This is a genomic window from Paeniglutamicibacter sp. Y32M11 (assembly GCF_019285735.1).
Lineage (GTDB): Bacteria > Actinomycetota > Actinomycetes > Actinomycetales > Micrococcaceae > Paeniglutamicibacter.
The window spans coordinates 2,166,781-2,186,571 of the sequence record NZ_CP079107.1; the positions used below are offsets into that span (position 1 = coordinate 2,166,781).

At 62.0% G+C, this 19,791-nt stretch carries 17 protein-coding genes and 1 tRNA gene; 7 read left to right on the top strand and 11 right to left on the bottom strand.

The window, feature by feature from the left end; translation table 11 throughout:
• The first annotated feature begins 54 nt into the window (after positions 1 to 54).
• Positions 55 to 1,035, top strand: coding sequence for a PAC2 family protein (locus tag KUF55_RS09540; RefSeq protein WP_218818743.1), 981 nt, complete (start codon positions 55 to 57; stop codon positions 1,033 to 1,035).
• A gap of 74 nt (positions 1,036 to 1,109) precedes the next feature.
• Here KUF55_RS09540 and mshC read toward each other — a convergent pair whose 3' ends face one another.
• From mshC to KUF55_RS09555, 3 genes are all read right to left on the bottom strand, one after another.
• Positions 1,110 to 2,387: a cysteine--1-D-myo-inosityl 2-amino-2-deoxy-alpha-D-glucopyranoside ligase gene (mshC, locus tag KUF55_RS09545; RefSeq protein WP_218816481.1), complete on the bottom strand. Its 1,278-nt coding sequence runs from the start codon at positions 2,385 to 2,387 to the stop codon at positions 1,110 to 1,112.
• A 119-nt stretch (positions 2,388 to 2,506) separates the two neighbouring features.
• On the bottom strand, positions 2,507 to 3,331 hold the full coding sequence (locus KUF55_RS09550; RefSeq protein ID WP_132357711.1) for an undecaprenyl-diphosphate phosphatase: 825 nt from the start codon (positions 3,329 to 3,331) through the stop codon (positions 2,507 to 2,509).
• Between the two features lie 133 nt (positions 3,332 to 3,464).
• The gene (locus KUF55_RS09555) at positions 3,465 to 3,716 is read right to left on the bottom strand and encodes a hypothetical protein (protein WP_132357713.1); all 252 of its coding nucleotides are present in this window, start codon (positions 3,714 to 3,716) and stop codon (positions 3,465 to 3,467) included.
• A gap of 42 nt (positions 3,717 to 3,758) precedes the next feature.
• Between KUF55_RS09555 and KUF55_RS09560 the strand changes: the two genes are divergently transcribed.
• Positions 3,759 to 4,013 carry a DUF5703 family protein gene (locus KUF55_RS09560; RefSeq protein WP_370630907.1) on the top strand — a complete coding sequence of 85 codons (255 nt, stop codon included), beginning with the start codon at positions 3,759 to 3,761 and terminating at the stop codon, positions 4,011 to 4,013.
• Between the two features lie 38 nt (positions 4,014 to 4,051).
• On the opposite strand, the gene KUF55_RS09565 is transcribed toward KUF55_RS09560, so the two are convergent.
• The 3 genes from KUF55_RS09565 to KUF55_RS09575 form a co-directional block, all read right to left on the bottom strand.
• Positions 4,052 to 5,245: an acyl-CoA dehydrogenase family protein gene (locus KUF55_RS09565; RefSeq protein WP_218816482.1), complete on the bottom strand. Its 1,194-nt coding sequence runs from the start codon at positions 5,243 to 5,245 to the stop codon at positions 4,052 to 4,054.
• A gap of 26 nt (positions 5,246 to 5,271) precedes the next feature.
• Positions 5,272 to 6,597, bottom strand: coding sequence for a M20/M25/M40 family metallo-hydrolase (locus KUF55_RS09570; protein WP_218816483.1), 1,326 nt, complete (start codon positions 6,595 to 6,597; stop codon positions 5,272 to 5,274).
• 184 nt (positions 6,598 to 6,781) lie between these two features.
• Positions 6,782 to 6,864: transfer RNA gene (locus KUF55_RS09575), tRNA-Leu, on the bottom strand.
• A 365-nt stretch (positions 6,865 to 7,229) separates the two neighbouring features.
• Between KUF55_RS09575 and KUF55_RS09580 the strand changes: the two genes are divergently transcribed.
• Positions 7,230 to 8,438: a glycosyltransferase gene (locus KUF55_RS09580; protein ID WP_132357719.1), complete on the top strand. Its 1,209-nt coding sequence runs from the start codon at positions 7,230 to 7,232 to the stop codon at positions 8,436 to 8,438.
• Positions 8,439 to 8,574: 136 nt separating this feature from the next.
• On the opposite strand, the gene KUF55_RS09585 is transcribed toward KUF55_RS09580, so the two are convergent.
• Genes KUF55_RS09585 through KUF55_RS09595 form a run of 3 tightly spaced genes read right to left on the bottom strand, consistent with a single transcriptional unit; the run spans position 8,575 to position 12,097 of the window.
• Entirely contained in the window at positions 8,575 to 9,462 is an 888-nt protein-coding gene (locus KUF55_RS09585; protein ID WP_218816484.1) for a MaoC family dehydratase, read from the bottom strand.
• Positions 9,459 to 10,796, bottom strand: a complete 1,338-nt coding sequence (locus KUF55_RS09590; RefSeq protein ID WP_218816485.1) for a 3-oxoacyl-ACP reductase — start codon at positions 10,794 to 10,796, stop codon at positions 9,459 to 9,461. Before KUF55_RS09590 ends, KUF55_RS09585 begins: the two co-directional genes overlap by 4 nt.
• Positions 10,797 to 10,798: 2 nt before the next feature.
• A complete protein-coding gene (locus KUF55_RS09595; RefSeq protein WP_218816486.1) occupies positions 10,799 to 12,097 on the bottom strand; it encodes an acetyl-CoA C-acetyltransferase in 1,299 nt (432 codons plus the stop codon).
• A 70-nt stretch (positions 12,098 to 12,167) separates the two neighbouring features.
• On the opposite strand from KUF55_RS09595, the gene KUF55_RS09600 reads away from it, so the two are divergent.
• Both KUF55_RS09600 and KUF55_RS09605 read left to right on the top strand, forming a co-directional pair.
• Positions 12,168 to 12,875 carry a TetR/AcrR family transcriptional regulator gene (locus KUF55_RS09600; RefSeq protein WP_218816487.1) on the top strand — a complete coding sequence of 236 codons (708 nt, stop codon included), beginning with the start codon at positions 12,168 to 12,170 and terminating at the stop codon, positions 12,873 to 12,875.
• A gap of 82 nt (positions 12,876 to 12,957) precedes the next feature.
• Positions 12,958 to 15,039 carry an acyl-CoA dehydrogenase gene (locus KUF55_RS09605; protein ID WP_218816488.1) on the top strand — a complete coding sequence of 694 codons (2,082 nt, stop codon included), beginning with the start codon at positions 12,958 to 12,960 and terminating at the stop codon, positions 15,037 to 15,039.
• Positions 15,040 to 15,142: 103 nt separating this feature from the next.
• Here the strand turns inward: KUF55_RS09605 and KUF55_RS09610 are convergent, their stop codons facing one another.
• Positions 15,143 to 15,787, bottom strand: a complete 645-nt coding sequence (locus KUF55_RS09610) for a maleylpyruvate isomerase family mycothiol-dependent enzyme (protein ID WP_218816489.1) — start codon at positions 15,785 to 15,787, stop codon at positions 15,143 to 15,145.
• Between the two features lie 143 nt (positions 15,788 to 15,930).
• Here KUF55_RS09610 and KUF55_RS09615 point away from each other — a divergent pair, with 143 nt between their 5' ends.
• Positions 15,931 to 16,743: a PspA/IM30 family protein gene (locus KUF55_RS09615; protein WP_132357733.1), complete on the top strand. Its 813-nt coding sequence runs from the start codon at positions 15,931 to 15,933 to the stop codon at positions 16,741 to 16,743.
• A 127-nt stretch (positions 16,744 to 16,870) separates the two neighbouring features.
• On the opposite strand, the gene trpS is transcribed toward KUF55_RS09615, so the two are convergent.
• A complete protein-coding gene (trpS, locus tag KUF55_RS09620) occupies positions 16,871 to 17,956 on the bottom strand; it encodes a tryptophan--tRNA ligase (RefSeq protein WP_218816490.1) in 1,086 nt (361 codons plus the stop codon).
• 302 nt (positions 17,957 to 18,258) lie between these two features.
• Here trpS and KUF55_RS09625 point away from each other — a divergent pair, with 302 nt between their 5' ends.
• Positions 18,259 to 19,773, top strand: coding sequence for an SDR family NAD(P)-dependent oxidoreductase (locus tag KUF55_RS09625; RefSeq protein ID WP_218816491.1), 1,515 nt, complete (start codon positions 18,259 to 18,261; stop codon positions 19,771 to 19,773).
• Positions 19,774 to 19,791 lie beyond the last annotated feature (18 nt).

Below are 19,791 nucleotides of genomic sequence, written 5' to 3' on the forward strand. Positions count from 1 at the left end.
TGCCGTTGCGCCGACGACCGATGAGCGCGCTAGGGTGAGGATGTGAGCGAAGATATGAATGATCCGGTGACACTTTCATCCCTGGTTTCCGCCTCCACGACGCCACACGGCGTGCGTCCGGCCATCATGGTGGTCGCTTTCGAGGGCTGGAACGATGCAGGAGATGCCGCGAGCTCGGCCCTGAAACACCTCAAGGCTGCCACCTCGGCGCGCCGACTCGAAGGCATCGGGGACGATGACTACTACGACTACCAATTCTCCCGTCCGCACGTGCGGCGCAACGCCAGTGGCAAGCGTGTGGTGAAATGGCCAACAACTCGCATCTATCGCGCGGCGCTGCCACATACCGACCTTGATCTGTTGCTGGTGCGCGGTGTGGAGCCGACGTATCGGTGGAAGGCCTTCATCGCCGAGCTGCTGATGCGCGCCGAAGTGGAGAATGTACAGGGCGTGATGGCCCTGGGGGCACTGCTGGCCGATGTTCCCCACACTCGCCCCATCCAGGCCTCCATATCCAGTGATGATCCGGTGGTCCGCGAGGCGCTGGGCGCCAGCGAATCTACCTATGAGGGTCCGACGGGGATTCTGGGCGTGCTGGCCCAATTTGCTGAGGCCGCGGGTTTGCCCACCGTTTCCATCTGGTCGGCGGTACCGCATTACGTGGCTCAGCCACCATCGCCCAAGGCAGAACTTGCCATCCTGCATCGCATCGAGGAACTCTTGCCCGTGGGGCTGGACCTGCATGAACTCACCGAGGATGCCCTCGCCTGGGAGCGTGGCGTTAACGCGCTGGCCACGGGGGATGCGGATATTGCCGCCTACGTGCAGCAGCTGGAGCAGGCCCAGGATGAGACGGAACTGCCCGAGGCCAGCGGTGAGGCCATCGCCAGGGAATTTGAGCGCTATCTTAAACGCCGGCATCGCCCGGGTCCCACGACCGGGACGTCGGATGCTTCGACCGTCGAGGGACCCCAGGCTCCCCCCGAATCTCCGCGTTCACCAGATACACCCGACACACCCGGCACACCGGAATAGTTCGACCCGACTTAACGAAAAACGCGTCCCCCAAGAACATCTGGGGGACGCGTTTTTGTGCCGTGTGCCGCGTCTTAGACGATCTTCAGACCCAGCAGGGCGTCAAGTGCGTCGGTGAGCAGCTGGGCACCGGTGCCGCGTGCGGCAAGATCATCGGAAGGGTCCTGCGCACTGAAGGCGTCCAGCACGGCCAGGGCGCCGGGGGCGTTTAGGTCGTTGGCCAACCTGGCACGGATCCGGGTGACGGTGGCGGTGGCCTCGGCGAATGTGGCGTTGGGGATGCTGTTGCGCCAATTGGCCAGACGGTCCTGAGCGGCGGAGAGCAATTCGTCGGTCCAGAACCAGTCACTGCGGTAGTGCTGTCCCAGCAGGACCGTGCGGATGGCCACCGGCTCAACGCCGGCGGCGCGCAGACGTGAGACCAGCACCAGGTTACCCAGGGACTTGCTCATCTTTTCGCCGTCGAGGCCCACCATGCCGGTGTGCACGTAGGCTTCGGCCAACGCCTTGCCATCAAGGGCTGCGGCATGACCGGCGGAGAATTCGTGGTGCGGGAAGATCAGGTCCGATCCACCGCCCTGCACGGTGAAGGGTGCGGGCAGGAAGCGTCGGGCAATGACCGAACATTCGATGTGCCAGCCCGGACGGCCCTCACCCATGGTGCCACCGTCCCAGCGTGGTTCACCGGTACGGGCCACGCGCCAGAGCAGCGGGTCCAATTCATCACGCTTGCCCGGACGCTGTGGGTCGCCTCCTCGTTCGGAGAAGAAGCCGAGCATGGTTTCGCGGTCGTATCCGCTCACGGTGCCCAGTTCCCAGGACTCGTTGGCGGCTGCCACGGCATCGAAGTAAATATCGCCGTCGGGCTCACCGTTTTCACCGGGAACCGCGTAGGCCAGATCCTTGGCAACCAGTTCCTCAATGAGCGGGACGAGCCAGGTGATGGACTCAACGGCACCGATGTAGTGCTCGGGTGGGATGACGTTGAGCGCTTCCATATCGGCACGGAAGAGGTTGGTCTGCTCTACGGCAAGATCCTGCCAGTTGACACCGGTGGCGGTGGCACGCTCAAGCAGCGGGTCATCGATATCGGTGACGTTCTGGACGTAGGTCACTGCCCGTCCGGCGTCCCGCCAGGTGCGCTGGAGCAGGTCAAAGGTCACGTAGGTGGCTGCGTGGCCCATGTGGGTCGCGTCGTAGGGAGTAATTCCGCAGACGTACATGCTCGCCGCGGCGTCAGATTTTTCTGCCGGTGCGGTGTCTTTCACTCGTCCCGTGGAGGTGTCGTGCACCTCGAGGATTGGTGCGTTTCCCGGGACATGGGGAATGGTGGGCGCGGACCATGCGAGCACGGAGCGTCCTTTCTCTTAGATGTTTGCTCGGCCACGGCCGGAACAAAAAATGCTGATGCTTACTTGGGACAAGTCCACCGGGGCCACACTTATTCCGTGTACGGCCCCGGAATCTTGATTTAGGCGTTGATGACGCCGAAGCCAAGCAGCAGGTAAAGGGCAAGGCCCAGGGCCACGCGGTACCAGACAAAAATGCGGTAGCTGTGCGTGGAAACGTATTTGAGGAACCAGCCGACGATGACAAATCCGACGACAAAGGCCACCAGGGTGGCAAGTCCCGTCTGCGGCAGGGAGTAGACCCCGGGCTCGTCAAAGGACTTGGCCAGCTTGTACAAACCAGAGGAGAAGACCGCGGGGATGGCCAGGAGGAAGGAATAGCGTGCCGCAGCACCACGGGTGTAACCCATGAACAGTCCGGCGGTGATGGTGCCACCGGAGCGCGAGACGCCCGGAATCAGCGCCAGGGCCTGGGCGAAGCCAAAGAGGATGCCGTGTTTGGGGCTCAGCGTATTCAGTTCGCGTTCCTGCTTGCCGTAGTAATCGGCGACGGCGAGGATCAGGCCAAAGACCACCAGCGTGGTCGCCACGATCCAGAGGGAGCGCAGAGAGGTGTCGATCTGCTCTTCAAAGAGCAGGCCGAGCACGGCGATGGGCAGGGAGCCGATGATGATCAGCCAGCCCATCTTGGCATCCGGATCGCTATGCGGGACTCGGCCGCGCAGCGCGTTAAACCATGCGCCAATGATCCGCACGATGTCTTTCCAGAAGAAGACCACCACGGCGGTTTCGGTGCCCAGCTGCGTGATCGCAGTGAACGCCGCCCCCGGATCAGCCGCATTGGGCAATAGCTCTCCCACGATGCGCAGATGGGCGCTCGAGGAGATGGGGAGAAATTCTGTCAGACCCTGGATCAGCCCTAAGAAGGCCGCTTCAAACCAATTCACGGTTCGACACTACTGCACAGCAGCTTCTCAATACCCATTGGCGCTCCCGACGGAGGTGAACTTCATACCCAGGTATTGGTGCCTCGACATGGAGTTTTTGCCGCTTGCGCTTGATCCTCAGCGAGTCTTCACGCTAGCCGGATTTGGAGTCCTCGTCCACGTCATAGGGGTCATCGTCGTCGTCCTCATCGGTAATGGTGAGCGGCAGAAACTCCTCATACGCCTCGTATAACGAGTCCTCATACTCCTCAAAGGCGTCGGCCACGGCCAGGAACGCGGCACTGATGGACGCATCTTGAGCGCCACGTTTCCCCGACACAGCCGAAAGGTGTTCTTCGAGACAGCTGATCAATACACTGAGGGCTACACGCGGATCTGTACTCATGTGATTGACGTTACAGGCACAAGCCACACTATGGACAGGGTCATGATCGAAAAGAAGATAGCTATCCCCCACCCCGTAGATCAAATGCCCGGGGACCCCGAACACCGTTATGAATACCTCATCATCACCGCACGCCCCGGCGAGCATCGTTCGGTAGCCCGAGCGGCACTACGCGAGCATTCGGAATACGGGAAGTGGGAACTGGTACGCACCTGCCTCTACGACGGCGGCGGGCAGAAGTACTGGTTACGCCGACGAGTCATGCGCGTAAAACCGACGCTGAATATCCGCGCCTAAGACCTCTCACCCCACCGACGATCGGGTGCCAAGGGCCGCTAACCGCGTGGAGGACCGAGCAGCCAGGACGCCACGGTGGAATGCGCCGATTCGGCATCCGAGGGGTGATACAGGCTGGCCAGGGCATCACGGTAGAGCCGTTCGAGCTCCGAGCCGCGGAAGTATTGCCCGCCGCCGGAAACCTTAGCGGCGATGTCCATGCAGGAACGTGCAGCGTCTCCCGCCTGGGTGCGCAACGTGACCAACCGCGGGAACCAGGACGGGCCGTGATCAACCAGGTCATCAAGATCCCGTGTGGTCAGTCGCAGCATGGCATCAAGTTTGAGAATCTCCATCCCCGCATTGGCCACCTGCCAGCGAATGTCCGGGTCCTGGTCATAAGCGCGTCCTGCGTTTTTCAGCGAGGTGCGCCGGGCCGGGTTGGTCGCGGCCAGCTGCATGCCACGTTCGGCCAGACCCACATAGACGGATGCGGTTAGCGAAAGGAATGCGGCGAAGATGCCAAAGATCAGCGGATCCGCCACCGGGCCCACCGGCAGGATGCTGTGAATGTCTTCGGCTTTTACGCGCGCATTGCTCAGAATGGTGGTGTTCGACTGCGTGGCACGCATGCCCAGCGTGTTCCAGTTATCCGGAATTTCAATCCCGGAAGCATCTCGGTGCAAAAAGCCGTGGACGAGCTTGGGCTCCTCCGTGCTTGAGTCCTTGCCAAAGACTCCCAGCCGCGTCCATACCGGTGCCAACGAGGTAAAGACCTTCACGCCACTGAATGCATAGGATCCGTCGGGCGCCGGCACAGCGCGCGTCACCGAGTCGAAGAGGACCTCGTCATTCCCGGCCTCCGAGACTCCAAAGGCCATCACCTCACCGTTGGCCACCCAATCGAGAACCGTTTCCAGGCGCCGATCTCCCCGGGCGCCCAACAGAGTGGCCACCCCGGTCCAGACCAGATGCATGTTCACGGCCAGAGCGGTGGCCGGGGCGTAGGACCCGAGCAAGCGTTGAGCGCTTGTCATCTGTTCCATGCCCCAGCCAAGGCCGCCCCGGGCCACCGGCAGCATGGCCTTGAGATACCCCACCTCAGTGAGTTCCTCGAAATCGTCAACGCAGAAGGTGTTCTCCGCATCGTAGCCAGCTGCTCGAGAGCGAAACCGCTCGAGCAGGGTGGTATCAAGGACCTCGTGGATGGATTTCACGTGTGTCTTCACTTCCTGTCCCCCGGCCTGTGGCATGGGACGCCCACGAGGGGGTGTGATGGTTAGTAGTTGGTCAGTAGATCGCGCAGCACCCGGGTGCCGAACTTTAGCGAGTCCACCGGAACTCGCTCATCAACGCCGTGGAACATGCCGGTGAAGTCCAATTCGGCAGGCAGCCGCAGCGGGGCGAATCCATAGCCCGTCACACCCAATCGGGCCAGGGACTTGTTGTCGGTTCCGCCGGAGAGCATGTAGGGAAGGACTACCGCCTCGGGATCCTCACGGTTGAGCGAGGCGACCATGGAATCAACGAGGTTTCCGGCGAAGGGCACCTCGAGGGCTCGGTCCAGGTGCAGGGCACTGAGTTCAACGTCGGGGCCGGCGAGCCGGCGTAGGGTCTCCATGACCGCATCGTGCTGTCCGGGCAAGGTGCGGACATCAAGTAGGGCCTCGGCGGCACCGGGAATGACATTGTGCTTGTATCCGGCGGACAGCACCGTGGGGTTGGCCGTATTTTGCAGGGTGGCACCAACAAAGCGAGCAACATTCCCCAGCTCGGCCAGCAACACCTGTGGGTTATCGTCGGTGAATTCGATCCCGGTCATGTTTGAGACACCCTCGAGGAAGCCGCGCGTGGTGTCGGTGTAAGAAATCGGCCAATCGTGTTCGCCGATGCGGGTAATGGCTGCGGCCAATCGCGTGACGGCATTTTCCTCGTTGATCTGGGAACCGTGTCCGGCGCGGCCGGCGGCGGTGAGCTGAAGCCAGGCGATGCCCTTTTCGGCGGTCTGGAGCAAATAGGCGCGTTTGCCCGCGATGGTGGCGGAGAACCCGCCCACCTCGCTGATGGCCTCGGTGGCACCGTCAAAGAGTTCGGGGTGGTTCTCCACCATCCAGCGTGCACCGTAATCGCCTCCGGCCTCTTCATCGGCGAAGAACGCGAAGATCAGATCGCGACGCGGGCGGGTGCCGGTCCGCTGCATTTCGCGCAGGACCGCAAGAATCATCGCATCCATGTCTTTCATGTCTACGGCGCCACGGCCCCAAATCATGCCGTCCTTGATCTCGGCACCAAAGGGATCAACCGACCATTCATCCTTAAGGGCCGGAACCACGTCCAGGTGGCCATGGACAATCAGGGCCGGCAATGACTTGTCGGTTCCCTCGATGCGCGTAACGACATTGGCACGTCCCTGAGCTGATTCCAGGACCGTGGCATCAAGGCCGGCCTCCGAGATCAGCCCGGCAACATACTCCGCTGCCTTGCGCTCCCCCGCGCCTTCGTTGTTGCCATAGTTCGTGGTATCAATGCGAATGAGGGCCTGGCAGATGTCTGCGACCTCATCCTCGGCGATGAGCGTGTCCGGGGTTTTCTGCGCTGCTGACATGGGGCATCCTTCGGCGGAGGGTTCGTAGGTGACGTTCTCCCCCACCCTATCGAGGTTCCCTAGTGCAGCGCGAGGCCCGGGACGTGGAACGTCACCGGCGACCGCAAAGTCATCGCGAGACCGGTGCCGCGCAAACATAGAAAAACCCCCGACCTGACTTTCGTCTGGTCGGGGGTCTCATCTGTGCGAAGGAGGGGACTTGAACCCCCACCCACTTACGTGGACTAGCACCTCAAGCTAGCGCGTCTACCATTCCGCCACCCTCGCTGGTGGCCGCTACTCCGGTGAAGTTCGTGAAGAACTTTGTTTCCGTTGTCCGCGGCGAGATAAGACTCTAGCACGGGTTTGGCGCACAGTTCAATTCGAGGGGTACTTTGAGCAAAAACCCCCTATTTACAAGGGTATTTGCGGTTTTTGAGGGTCGAAATCGGGTGTTTGCACCAAATCTGTGACCAGCGTCATATCCAAAGCGTGAAAAGTGCTGTTCGGGAGCCTCACAGGCGATCCTCGCGACTCCCGGGTGCAGCTACGTAGGATGGTGGTGCTGGCCCATACCTTCGTTACCGCGGAGCGCAGTGGCATCAGCGCCATATCCACCCCTGTTCACATTCGTAGGCGGCCAGAAACTCCCCATGTCTGAATCTTCAGCACTCCCCCAGCGCGTCGCGATGATCTCCCTACACACTTCCCCACTGGAACAACCCGGATCCGGGGATGCCGGTGGAATGAACGTCTACATCCGACATTTGGCCCTGGCCCTCGCCGCACGCGGAGTCCACGTAGACATCTTCGTTCGTGGGGCGAGCACCACCACTGTCACAGGAATCGGTGACGGCGTCACCTGCCACGAGGTTCAGGCGGGTCCACTGGGAAAACTCAGCAAGGAGCACCTTGCCGAGCATCTTCCCGCCGTAGCACTGGCGATCCAGCACTACGCCGCCAACTTTGCCCCCTACGACGTCATTCATTCGCACTATTGGCTCTCCGGGGTTGTTGGGTTGGAGCTGAGCGAGGCGTGGAAGGTGCCGCTGGTGCACACCATGCACACCATGGGAAAGGTCAAGAAGCTCTCGGCCGACACCGAGGAGTCAAGTGCTCGGATTCGAGGCGAAATGCTGATTTGTGCCGAGGCGGCGCGGCTCACCGCAAATACTCCGGCCGAGATTCAGGAGCTTGTTGATTTATACGGGGCAGAGCTGCACAACGTCGACATCGTTGAACCCGGCGTGGATCTCACGACGTTCCACCCCGGGGTATGTGCGGCTCGGCAGTCCATCCCTAATTCGCTGCGCGTTGTTTTTGCCGGACGCATCCAGAAACTTAAGGGACCACAAATCCTGGTTCGCGCGCTAGGGATTCTGTCCCGGGAACGAGAGGAACTCGACGTGAAACTTTCGGTGATTGGCGCACGCTCGGGGTCAAAGGAATTGAATCTGCAAAAACTGGTGGAGGCCGAGGGTGTTGAACACCTGGTGCGTTTCTCCCTGCCGATGCCCGCAGCTCATCTGGCCAAGGCGTTCCGGGGCGCAGATGTCGTCGCGGTGCCCTCCTACAGCGAGTCCTTTGGCCTGGTCGCATTGGAAGCACAAGCCTGTGGCACTCCGGTGCTGGCCCGCCGCGTTGGTGGTCTGCCGCACGCTGTGCGAGACGGACAGACGGGGATCTTGGTTGATGAGGCCGATCCGGTCACCTGGGCCAAGGCCCTGGCCTTGCTGGCCACCGATGAGCCATTACGTTCCATGCTGGGTGAAAACGCGGCGGCATTTGCTGCGGATCATGGTTGGGAAAAGACTGCCGCAGCGGCCATCAACTCCTATGTTCGCGCGCTCGAGGACAACTAGCCCGCGGTGAAGGTCAACTCCGTGCTCATCAGTGACTCGGACGGTGCCGGGTATGGCTCAGGTGGCTCGCCCGATTTTCTGCGGGCGAGCCACCTGTGGGTGCCGCCGAGTGCTCAAATATTGATGCAGTTGAGGCTCAGGCCAATGGCGTCACAGTTCCATTGAAATGCGGTTTGCCGCTACGTGATCCCCACCCGCTGAACGCAGTGTTGTCGACTCCGTCCGTGATGGCGACGTCAACCGTGGAAGGCAGGAATACCGGGGTTGCAAAGCTGATCTCCCACGCGTAGCCAGTCCCGTGCGGCGCGGCGCCGGCAAGCGCCCGACCGGCCAGGTACATGCCGTGCGCGATGGCGCTCTTCATGCCCAATACCTTGGCGGATGGTGCCGAGAGATGGATCGGGTTGTAGTCCCCCAAAACGGCCGCGTATTCACGTCCCGTTGCGGCACCCAACCGCCATGAGGCGGTACGCGTTGGATGGGTGAACTCCTGGTGTGGTTGAGCTTTGTCACTTGGTCGCTCGCCCAGGAACACGCCCCGCGCCAGATAGGTTGAGACCGAGCGCCAGACAACTTCGGTACCGTCGCTGACCTCTACCAGTAGATCAATTTGGGTTCCCGCGCGGTGGCCGCGCAAGTTCTGTGCGTGGGCCACCGCCGAAAGCGCCGCAGACGGAGCAATCGGCACGAGGTGCGTGACCGCGTTACTCAGGTGCACCATGCCCAGCAGTGGCAGGGGGAAGTCCTCACGGACCAGCACCGACATGGCCAGCGGGAAAACGATCCCGTGCACAAACACGCTGGGGAGTTCATCACGTACGGTGTCCCCCATCAACCGCTGGTAGTCCACCAACTTCTGCCCATCGATGGGCAGACGCTCCAGCCGATGCTCAACCTGGGGCACCGCCCGGGCCGCGGGTTTGCTACCGGGCAGCAACTCACGCAATTTTCCCGCCGCCGCCTTGGCATAGAGCGAACCCAAGGATGGAGCGGCCGGCAGGATTAGGGTGCTGAGCTCACTCATGCTCCCACCAACGACTGGCCGCACACCCGCAGGGTGCTTCCGTTGATGCCAGCGGCTGAATCGGAGGCGAGGAACCCGATGGCCTCGGCAACATCAATCGGCAACCCGCCCTGCATGAGCGAGGGCATGAGCATCCGGGCGACGGTGCGTGTGGCGACCGGGATCTTTGCTGTCATCTCGGTTTCGATGAATCCGGGGGCAACGGCATTGATGCTGCCGCCGGCCTCGGCGAAGGCAGCGGCCGAGGCACGCACCATGCCGATGACGCCACCCTTTGATGCGGCGTAGTTTGACTGCCCGCGATTCCCGGCAATGCCGGAGGTTGAAGCGAGTGAAACAACACGCAGGCCCGGAAGCTTGGCGGCGAGGAACGCCTCATTCATGGCCAATTGCGAGGAGATGTTCACGGCGATCACCGAGTCCCAGCGTGCCGTGTCCATATTGGCGAGCAACTTATCCCGGGTGATCCCGGCATTGTGGATGACGATGTCCAGCGAGCCGTGCCGAGAGAGCGCATGCTCAATGATCTTCGCCCCGGCATCCGCGCGGGTGATGTCCAGCTGCAGGGCGGTGCCCGAAATCTGATTGGCGACCTTGGCCAGGGCGTCCCCGGCTGCCGGGACGTCAACCACTACCACCGTGGCACCGTCGCGGTGCAGCGTGTTCGCAATGGCCGCACCAATACCGCGAGCGGCTCCCGTAACCACGGCGACCTTGCCGGCCAGCGGTGCCGCCTGCTGCTCGGGTGCCACTCCCGCATCGGTGCTGATCGTCAGGAACTGTCCATCAACATAGGCGCTGCGCCCGGAGAGCAAGAAGCGCAGGGCAGCCAGGGCGGAGGGAACCACCGGTGACAGCTCGCCGGTGAGCACAATGCCGTTGGCGGTGGCGCCACCGCGCAGCTCGCGGCCCACCGAACGAATCGATCCGTCGATGCCCTGACGCACCGCGGCAAGGGCGGGTGCATCGGTGGCAAGCGCCGGCCGAGAGAAAGACACCACGCGACCTCCCGGTACCAGCCCGCGCAGCGCGGAACCGGCCAAGAGCATCGGCGCGGAAAGGTCCGCCGGGGTACTGACCTCATCGAGTAGCAAGATGATGGCACCGAGGCGTTCCTGCCCGGCACTGTGTCGGCGAACCTCCAGCCCCCAGCCCAGCAACACATCGGCCAGCGCCTGCGCGCCGGAAGATTCTCCGAGCAGCAGCACCACACCGGGCACCAACGGTGCCCCCGGCACATGCCGACGCAAGACGGCCGGTCGCGGCAGGCCAAGAGTGGCGGCGAGCTTCTTGGTGAAGCCGGAATTCACGAGTTCTAGATACTTATCGGCCATGATTAGCGCGCCTCAAGAATCGCGACGATGCCTTGTCCGCCGGCGGCACAGACGGATATGAGGCCACGGCCCGAGCCCTTTTCGTGCAGCATTTTTGCCAGCGTGGCAACCAGTCGGCCCCCGGTAGCGGCGAAGGGGTGGCCGGCGGCCAGCGAGGAGCCGTTCACGTTGAGTTTGGAGCGATCGATCGCGCCCAGTGGTGCATCAAGTCCCAACTTGTTCTTGCAGAAGTCGGCATCTTCCCAGGCGGCCAGGGTGGAAAGCACGGTGCCGGCGAAGGCCTCGTGGATTTCGTAGAAGTCGAAATCCTGCAGGGTGAGGTTGTTGCGCTCCAGGATGCGGGCGACGGCATAGGCCGGGGCCATCAGTAGGCCCTCGGCGCCATGGACGAAGTCCACCGCTGCCGCCTCAAAGTCAACAAAGTTGGCCAGCATCGGTAGTTCGTGCTCGCGCGCGTAGTCTTCGGAACCGAGCAGGACCACGGAGGCACCATCGGTGAGCGGGGTGGAGTTTCCCGCGGTCATGGTGGCATCGGCCCCCAGGTTCTTACCAAAGGCGGGCTTGAGGCTTGCGAGCTTTTCCAGCGTCGAATCGCCCCGCATGTTGGTGTCCTTGGTGACGCCGGCGAAGGGCGTGATCAGATCATCAAAGAAGTTGCGCTCGTAGGCGGCGGCCAGGTTCTTGTGGCTGGCCAGGGCCAATTCGTCCTGCGCAACACGGGTGATGTTCCACGCCTTGGTGGTGATCGACTGGTGATCACCCATGGACATTCCGGTGCGTGGCTCGCCGGTACCCGGTGCATTGGGCGCCAAGTCGCGGGGGCGGAACTTGGACAGTGCCTTCAGCTTCGCGCTGGTTGACCGTGCCCGAGAAAGGTCCAGGAGTATCTGCCGCAATCCCTCCGAGACGGCGATGGGCGCGTCCGAGGTGGTATCAACGCCGCCGCCGATGCCCGAATCCAGCTGGCCCAGCTTGATCTTGTTCGCCAGCGAACCGATGGCTTCCATGCCGGTGGCGCAGGCCATTTGCACGTCGTAGGCGGGAGTGTCGGCGGACAGTGAGGTGCCGAGCACGCATTCGCGCATCAAGTTAAAGTCCTTGGAATGCTTCAGTACCGCACCACCCGAGACGGCGCCGATGCGCTGGCCCTGCAGCCCGAATCGTGCCACGAGGCCATCAAGCGCTGCGGTCAACATGTCCTGATTGCTCGCGCGGGAATACGCGCCGTTGGACCGGGCGAACGGGATGCGGTTTCCGCCGATGACGACGGCGGGACGGATGCTCTGTGCTGCTTGCGACATGCTCTATTGCTCCTCGGGGCAGATGTGAGATGGATTACTGATACCCAGCGTACCTGATACGCTGGGTATCGTGAACAACCTGCAAGCCTCAAACGCCCCAGCAACCACACCGGATTCAGCCGGTGATGGTCGCTCTGCCCGCTGGGACAGCCACCGTGCCGCTCGGCGTCTGGAGCTGATCAAGCTGGCGCGACGCACCATCCACCTGCTGGGTCCCGGCGCGTCGATGGAAGACATTGCCGCCGCGGCCAACACCTCGAAGTCGGTCTTTTACCGCTATTTCGGTGACAAGGAGGGATTGCGTGCGGCCCTGGGTGAATACGTCATCACCAACTTCCGCGCCCAGGTCATCGCCGCCGGGCGCAGCTCATCGGGGGAAAGCGAAGCACTGCACGCCATGGTGCTCGCCTACCTGCAGATGGCTTCCACCTCACCGAACATCTACTTCTTTGTCACCGCGGTACCCTCCGCCGACATCCTGACCAACCCCAGTGCCGAGCTGGAACCCGATAGCGGGGCGAACGCATTGAACAACTTCTTTGATGAGCTCACCGCCATGATGCGTACCCGAATGCATTCCTATATGGGTATCCCGGAGGGTCACACGGCATCCGCGGCACTAGAACTCTGGCCACGCGCGTCGATCGGCATGGTCAGGGCCGCCGGTGAACTGTGGCTCCGGGCGCCGGCGGGCAGTCAGCGTCCGTCCATTCAGGAATTAGCCACCGCCATCACCGCGTGGTTAACCCATGGAGTGACCCACCAACCGCCCGGTTAATTTCCTGGCCCCACGATTTTTTGTTTGTCCCCTTCGTTGATCCATCCCCGCAGCATCTCCCGATCGAAAGGCAGAAACGCCCGTGAGCACCGAACAACTTTCCGCAGAAACCACCAACGTGAGCATCGATGTTGCAGCCCTCGGCGAGCAACTGCTGGGCAACTGGGCCGCAATCCGCAAAGAAGCCCGCGCACTGGCCGGTTCCGAGGCCCTGCGTGGCACCCCGGGACTGAGCATGGACGATCACCGCGATCGTGTTTTTGCCCAGCTCCAAGAGCTAGTCAACGCCAAGTCCGTCCACCGCGCCTTCCCCAAGCACCTCGGCGGGGAAGATAATCACGGTGGATCCATCGCCAGCTTTGAAGAACTTGTCACCGCAGATCCCTCCCTGCAGATCAAGGCCGGCGTGCAGTGGGGTCTCTTCGGCTGCGCGGTGCTCCACCTTGGCACCGAAGAGCACCACAATAAGTGGCTGCCGGGCATCATGTCCCTGGAGATCCCCGGTGCCTTCGCCATGACAGAGATCGGACATGGATCCGATGTGGCCTCCATCGGCACCACCGCTACTTACGATGTGGCGGCGCAGGAATTTGTCATCAACACGCCGTTCAAGGCCGCATGGAAGGAATACTTGGGCAATGCCGGTGTGCACGGCAAGGCAGCCGTGGTCTTCGCCCAACTGATCACCAAGGGAGTTAATCACGGCGTTCATGCCTTCTACACGGACATTCGTGATGAGAACGGATTCCTGCCCGGTGTCGGCGGCCTCGACGACGGGCTGAAGGGCGGACTCAACGGCATCGACAACGGTCGGTTGCACTTCGACAATGTCCGCATCCCGCGCACCCATTTGCTCAACCGCTACGGAAACGTCACCGAGGACGGCACCTACTCCTCCCCCATCCACTCCCCGGGCCGGCGCTTCTTCACCATGCTCGGCACTCTGGTCCAGGGCCGTGTATCGCTGGACGGTGCGGCCACCGCCGCCTCGAAGATCGCCCTGCAGATTGCCGTGACCTACGGTAATCAGCGCCGCCAGTTTAACGCCTCCTCGGACACCCACGAGGAAACGATCATGGACTACCAGCGCCACCAGCGCCGGTTGCTCCCCCGACTGGCGCGCACCTACGCGTCATCCTTCGCCCACGAGGAATTGCTGGAGAAGTTCGACGGCGTGTTCTCCGGAGCCACCGACACCGACGCGGATCGTCAGGATCTTGAGACGCTGGCCGCGGCACTCAAGCCGCTGAGCACCTGGGATGCACTCGACACGCTGCAGGAAGCCCGCGAGGCCTGCGGCGGTTCCGGCTTCATTGCAGAAAACCGTTTCACCGCCCTGCGCGCGGACCTGGACATCTACGTCACCTTCGAGGGTGATAACAACATCCTGCTGCAGCTGGTGGGCAAACGCCTGCTGACCGACTACGGCCAGGAGTTCCGCCAACTTAACGCCGGCGTCCTGGCCCGCTACGTGGTGAAGCAGGCAGAAAACGTGGCACTGCACCGCACCGGGCTGCGCTCGGTCGGCCAGTTCATCGCCGATACCGGGAACGAGCGCAAGAGCGCGAACTTCTTCAAGGACGAGGCCAACCAGCGGGCGCTGCTCACCGACCGGATCAACACCATGGTCGCCGAGATCGCCGATGCCCTGCGTGGGGTCAACCCCAAGGACCGTGCCGCCTCGGCCGCTGCCTTCAACGAAAAGCAGGATGCGCTCATCGCTGCGGCCCGCGCGCACGGCGAACTGCTGCGCTGGGAGGCCTTCACTCGCGCCCTGGCCAAGACTCCGGATGCCGGTACCCGTACCGTGCTGACCTGGCTGCGTGATATCTACGCGCTATCACTGATCGAGGAGAACCTCGGCTGGTACCTGATGAACGGACGCCTCTCGATGCAGCGGGCTCGTACGCTGAGCGGCTACATCAATATCCTGCTGGCTCGGGTGCGCCCGCACGCCCAGGATCTGGTGGACGCCTTCGGTTACGGCCCGGAGCACCTGCGGGCCACCATCGCCAACGGTGGCGAAGCCGAGCGCCAGGACGAGGCTCAGGAGTACTACCGCAAGCTGCGTGCCAGCGCGGATGCGCCGCTGGATGAAAAGGTGTTGATCGCCCGCGAAAAGGCGGCCAAGAAGATGGCACACGAGCCGACTGCCAAGAAGTAGTCACTCCGTCACACCAAGAGCTGGGGGCGCGCTGGTTTGGTGGGTTAACACCTACCGAACCACCGCGCCCCCAGCTTCTCTTTTAGGGAAATCGACCTGCTCCTTACCGGATGATTCGGTCACCGAAGCTCGCGGCGCCGGGCCCGGTCAGTGAATTTCGCGTGGCAACACGCCCAGAGACCGCCAGAAGTAGGCTGAGCGCGGAGCCGCGGACCTCCGGTCCACTCCCGTGCACGAGATCGATATCCGTGGCAGCCAGCGTGTACCCCCGTGCCAATTCCCTGCCTCCGCCGAGCTTGGCGCTGGTTGCCAGCTGATAGCGCAGCGCCGTGGCCACGTGTTCAACCGGGTAATCACGAACGATGCCCAGTGGCACACGGATGTCTTCCCCATGGACAAATGCCTCAACCAATCTGGTGGCGAGGTGTGCCGGCGGGGTGCGGGTGAAATCGAGAATCTCTTGGAAGGCGGTCAAGGTCGCCGAGGGATTCTCGCCTCGTTCCTTGGACACCCCACGAGCGTTGTCCTCATCAAAATCGAATCTAGCCAGAGCCATTCGCCGCACGAAGCCCCATCGAGTGGTCCTGGCACTGTCAATCAGGTGCGCCACCACGTCGTGCACGTCCCAGCCCTCACACAGCGAGGTGACGCGCCAGCCTTCGGCCGTTAGCGATCGAACATCGTGGAGTAGGGCTCGGCGTTCGGCGTGGACTACCGGCCAAATCACGGAGCTAGATTGGGACACCATAGACCCAACCCAAGCATCTCGGGGGCACGGGGGCAATAAATTAGGTGTTCATGCGGTGCCCAACATCCCGCAAGAGGTTCGCCACGCAGCTCATGTCGCATAGAATTGTTGCAAACCGGCTGATGAAAGGGCCTTACTCCCTCATGACGAAGAACTCTATTTTTTCCCGCCTTTTCCGCATTGGAAAGTCCAACGCCAATGCGGCATTGGATGCCTTGGAAGATCCGCAGAAGATGCTGGATCAGCAGGTTCGCGACTACAGCAACAACATCGCAGAAGCCGAAACCGCCGTCGCTCAGACGATTGGGAACCTGCGCATGATGGAGGAAGACCACACGATCGCCCTAACCGAGGCCAAGGAGTGGGGCGCCAAGGCACTGGCCGCATCCAATAAGGCGGAGGAATTTGCGGCATCGGGTGACGGCGCAAATGCCGAGAAGTTTAACAAGTTGGCGACGTTGGCCATTCAGCGTCAAATGGCAAGTGAAAAGAAGGCTTCTTCCACCGCGCCGAGCATCGAGTCGCAGCGCAAGATTGTGGAGCAGCTCAAGACCGGTCTGACCACCATGTCAACCAAGCGCCAGGAACTGGTCTCGAAGCGTGATGAGCTGGTGGCTCGTGCCCGCAACGCCAAGACTCAGGGCCAAATGATGGATGCCGTAAAGGCCCTGGACATGAGTGATCCGACATCGGAGATTGGGCGCTTCGAGTCCAAGATTCGTTCGGATGAAGCCCGCGTGCGTGGTGCTGCGGAACTGGCGTCTTCCTCCCTGGACGCCCAGTTCGCCTCCCTTGAGGATTTGGGTGAGAGCACCGAGGTTGAGGCGCGTTTGGCCCTGATGAAGGGACAGAAGAACGTGCTGGAAGAGGCACCCGCCGCAGACGCCCTCGAAGAGGCACCGCAGCCTTCGGAGATCGAGGCTCGGCTGGCAGCACTGAAGGCCAAAAATCAGTAATACTGTGAAATAACGGTTGCCCCCGGCGGGTAACACTGGTGGCGGATACGAGTACCTCGTATCCGCCGCTGCTGTCTTTCGGGGGTGCCGGGGCAATTGAAGTCTCTTCCGGCCTCCCGCCAGCTCTTCAGTAGTAGGTCTTCATGGCCTTTCTGACTTCTTCTAGGGTCAGCTCGGCGACATCATTGGCACGTTCATTGCCGGCCCGCAGGACATCACGGAGGTAACCCGGGTCTTTTGCCAGTTCGATCCGCCGCGCCCTGATTGGCGCCAGATGCTCGTTAACCGCGTCGATGACCAGAGATTTCAGGGCGCCCGAACCAGAGGAGCCGAGCTCTTCGGCAACCTCGTGTGGGTCTTTGCCCTGACACAGCGCAGCGAGCAAAACAAGGCTGGAGACTTCCGGCCGGTGCTCGGGGTCGTAGGAAATCTTCCGAAGGGAATCCGTTTTAGCGCCACGTATCAGGCGAGCAGTTGTATCGGCATCATCCGCCAACGCCACCGCGTTACCGCGGCTCTTGCTCATCTTTCCGCCGTCGGTGCCCAACAGCAGTGGAGCGGCGGAGAGTAAGGCGGCAGGTTCGGCGAAGATCCTCTGTTCCGAGGCATAACGGGTGTTAAACCGCCGCGCGATGGTGCGCGTGAGTTCAAGGTGCGGCAGCTGATCTTTGCCGACCGGCACCACATTGGCCTTACAGAACAAGATGTCGGCTGCCTGATGCACCGGATAGGTGAACATAAGACCGCTGACCGAGGACTGCTTCGAATGCGTTATCTCATCCTTAACGGTGGGATTGCGTTCTAATTCCGCGACCGAGACCAGAGAGAGGAACGGGAGTAGTAATTGGTTGAGGGCAGCGATGGCGCTGTGCGTGAAAATGGTGGTGCATAGTGGATCGATACCCACCGCCAAGTAGTCCAAAACCAATCCGTGGACGGCCGGTTCGAGGTTTTTGGCCACGTCCCGGTCTGTCAGTACCTGGTAGTCGGCGATCAGGACAAAGGACTCAACACCGAGGTTTTGTAGTCGGACACGATTCTGCAGCGTGCCGAAATAGTGGCCGAGGTGCAATGACCCCGTCGGTCGATCGCCGGTGAGGACCCGGAAACGCTCGGGATGATCCCGAAGCTGGTGTTCGAGCGATGATCCCTGCTCCGCAGCCGGATCCGTGCTGAGCATTGATAATGGTGGGGATAGCTGGTGATCGTGCATGTGGTGCTCCTGATGGCTGGAGGATGACACCGTCCGCGTGGATTGGCACCATACCCCTTGCTTTGGGGCACAAAAAAGACCGTCCATGCGAACGGCCTGATTTCTAACACGAAAAGGGGCGGTTCCTAGTTGGAACGCCACCAAGCAAAACTCCGTGAATTGATCATGCACTCATGCTACAACCTTTCCCTAGCCAATCCTGCACCTCACGGGGGCCTTGTTCTGGCCACGAAGTGTGGTTGATCCCATGCACCGACGCGGTAGCGTGCTCCCGGGGCACGCCCGGTAGACTTGATGGCGACATGACTGAGAAATTTCCTGAGGCCGATCTGGTCAACAACGACGATCTTTTCACCGCTGCCGAGCTCGAGGCCGCCATCAAGGTGCTGGGTTTGGTTCACCGGCTAGAACCGGAAGACGAGCGTCACATCGCCGTGCGCCGAGCCACCGGAAAGATGTTTAAGTCCGCCAAACGACACCGCAAGAACGAAAAGCGCTCGGCCATCAACGCCGCCGATCGCGCGGTTGTTGAGCGGACCGCCACCGGCTCCCCCCAGCGCCTGGATGATGAGACCTTGGGGCTGGATCTGAGCACCCCGACCGATGAGCACACGGCCGGTGAGTACATCAAGCCGCGTGGTTGCTACATTTGCAAGAAGCGCTACACCACGGTGGATGCCTTCCACCATTACCTGTGCCCCGAGTGTGCTGCAGCCGGCCGCGAACGCCGTGACGCCCGCGCCGACTTGAGCGGCAAGCGTGCCCTGCTCACCGGTGGCCGAGCCAAGATTGGCATGCACATCGCCCTGCGTTTGCTGCGCGATGGTGCCCACACCACCATCACCACGCGCTTCCCGCGCGATGCTGCCCGGCGTTTTGCCGCGTTGGAGGACTCCGCGGACTGGATTCACCGACTGCGCATCGTGGGTATCGATTTGCGTGATCCCTCCCAGGTCATTTCCCTCGCCGATCGCATTGCGGCCGAGGGGCCACTGGACATCCTGATTAACAACGCGGCGCAGACCGTCCGACGCACCTCGAACTCGTACCTGCATCTGGTGGAGTCCGAAACCCAGCCGCTTCCGGCCGAACTTGAATTTGTGGCAGGTGGCCCCGAGGTGTGGGGCGAGGCCAATCCGCCCTCCGAGCATCCGCGCGCCCTGGCCAGTGCCTTCCGTCTGGAGGACTCAGCGCTGCTGGTTCCGGCGACGAACACGAGCTACGACGCACAAGCGGTGGCCGATCTGGCAATGACAGCAGGTTCCGCCACGCTGGAGCGGATCGCCGCGGGAACCGCCATCGATGCCGGCGGTCTGGTGCCCGATGTGGTCACCGAGAACTCCTGGACGCAGATCTTGGGAGATGTCGACGCGCTGGAAATGCTGGAGGTTCAGCTGTGTAACGTCACCGCCCCGTTCCTGCTGGCCTCGCGCCTGCGCCCGGCGCTGGCGGCAAGCGACGCGCACCGCAAGTACATCGTGAACGTCTCGGCCATGGAAGGTCAGTTCTCCCGCCGCTACAAGGGTGCCGGCCATCCGCACACCAATATGGCCAAGGCCTCGCTGAACATGCTCACACGCACCAGCGCCGAGGAAATGCTGCAGACCGATCGGATCTTGATGTCCGCGGTAGATACCGGCTGGATCACCGATGAGCGGCCACACGATTCCAAGGTCCGCATGGTGGCCGAGGGCTGGCATGCGCCGCTGGACTTGATCGACGGCGCGGCGCGGGTTTACCAGCCCATCGTTGACGGGGAACGCGGCATCGACCTTTACGGTTGCTTCCTGAAGGACTACGAACCCTCCCCCTGGTAGACAGCTCGGCAGCATCAC

Coding starts and splice junctions, on each gene's coding strand:
- KUF55_RS09540 (WP_218818743.1), top strand. CDS start 55: ATGAATGATCCGGTGACACTTTCATCCCTGGTTTCCGCCTCCACGACG.
- KUF55_RS09555 (WP_132357713.1), bottom strand. CDS start 3,716: ATGAGTACAGATCCGCGTGTAGCCCTCAGTGTATTGATCAGCTGTCTC.
- KUF55_RS09615 (WP_132357733.1), top strand. CDS start 15,931: ATGACGAAGAACTCTATTTTTTCCCGCCTTTTCCGCATTGGAAAGTCC.
- KUF55_RS09570 (WP_218816483.1), bottom strand. CDS start 6,597: ATGTCAGCAGCGCAGAAAACCCCGGACACGCTCATCGCCGAGGATGAG.
- KUF55_RS09610 (WP_218816489.1), bottom strand. CDS start 15,787: ATGGTGTCCCAATCTAGCTCCGTGATTTGGCCGGTAGTCCACGCCGAA.
- KUF55_RS09560 (WP_370630907.1), top strand. CDS start 3,759: ATGATCGAAAAGAAGATAGCTATCCCCCACCCCGTAGATCAAATGCCC.
- KUF55_RS09580 (WP_132357719.1), top strand. CDS start 7,230: ATGTCTGAATCTTCAGCACTCCCCCAGCGCGTCGCGATGATCTCCCTA.
- trpS (WP_218816490.1), bottom strand. CDS start 17,956: ATGCACGATCACCAGCTATCCCCACCATTATCAATGCTCAGCACGGAT.
- KUF55_RS09595 (WP_218816486.1), bottom strand. CDS start 12,097: ATGTCGCAAGCAGCACAGAGCATCCGTCCCGCCGTCGTCATCGGCGGA.
- KUF55_RS09590 (WP_218816485.1), bottom strand. CDS start 10,796: ATGGCCGATAAGTATCTAGAACTCGTGAATTCCGGCTTCACCAAGAAG.
- KUF55_RS09565 (WP_218816482.1), bottom strand. CDS start 5,245: ATGCCACAGGCCGGGGGACAGGAAGTGAAGACACACGTGAAATCCATC.
- KUF55_RS09625 (WP_218816491.1), top strand. CDS start 18,259: ATGACTGAGAAATTTCCTGAGGCCGATCTGGTCAACAACGACGATCTT.
- KUF55_RS09585 (WP_218816484.1), bottom strand. CDS start 9,462: ATGAGTGAGCTCAGCACCCTAATCCTGCCGGCCGCTCCATCCTTGGGT.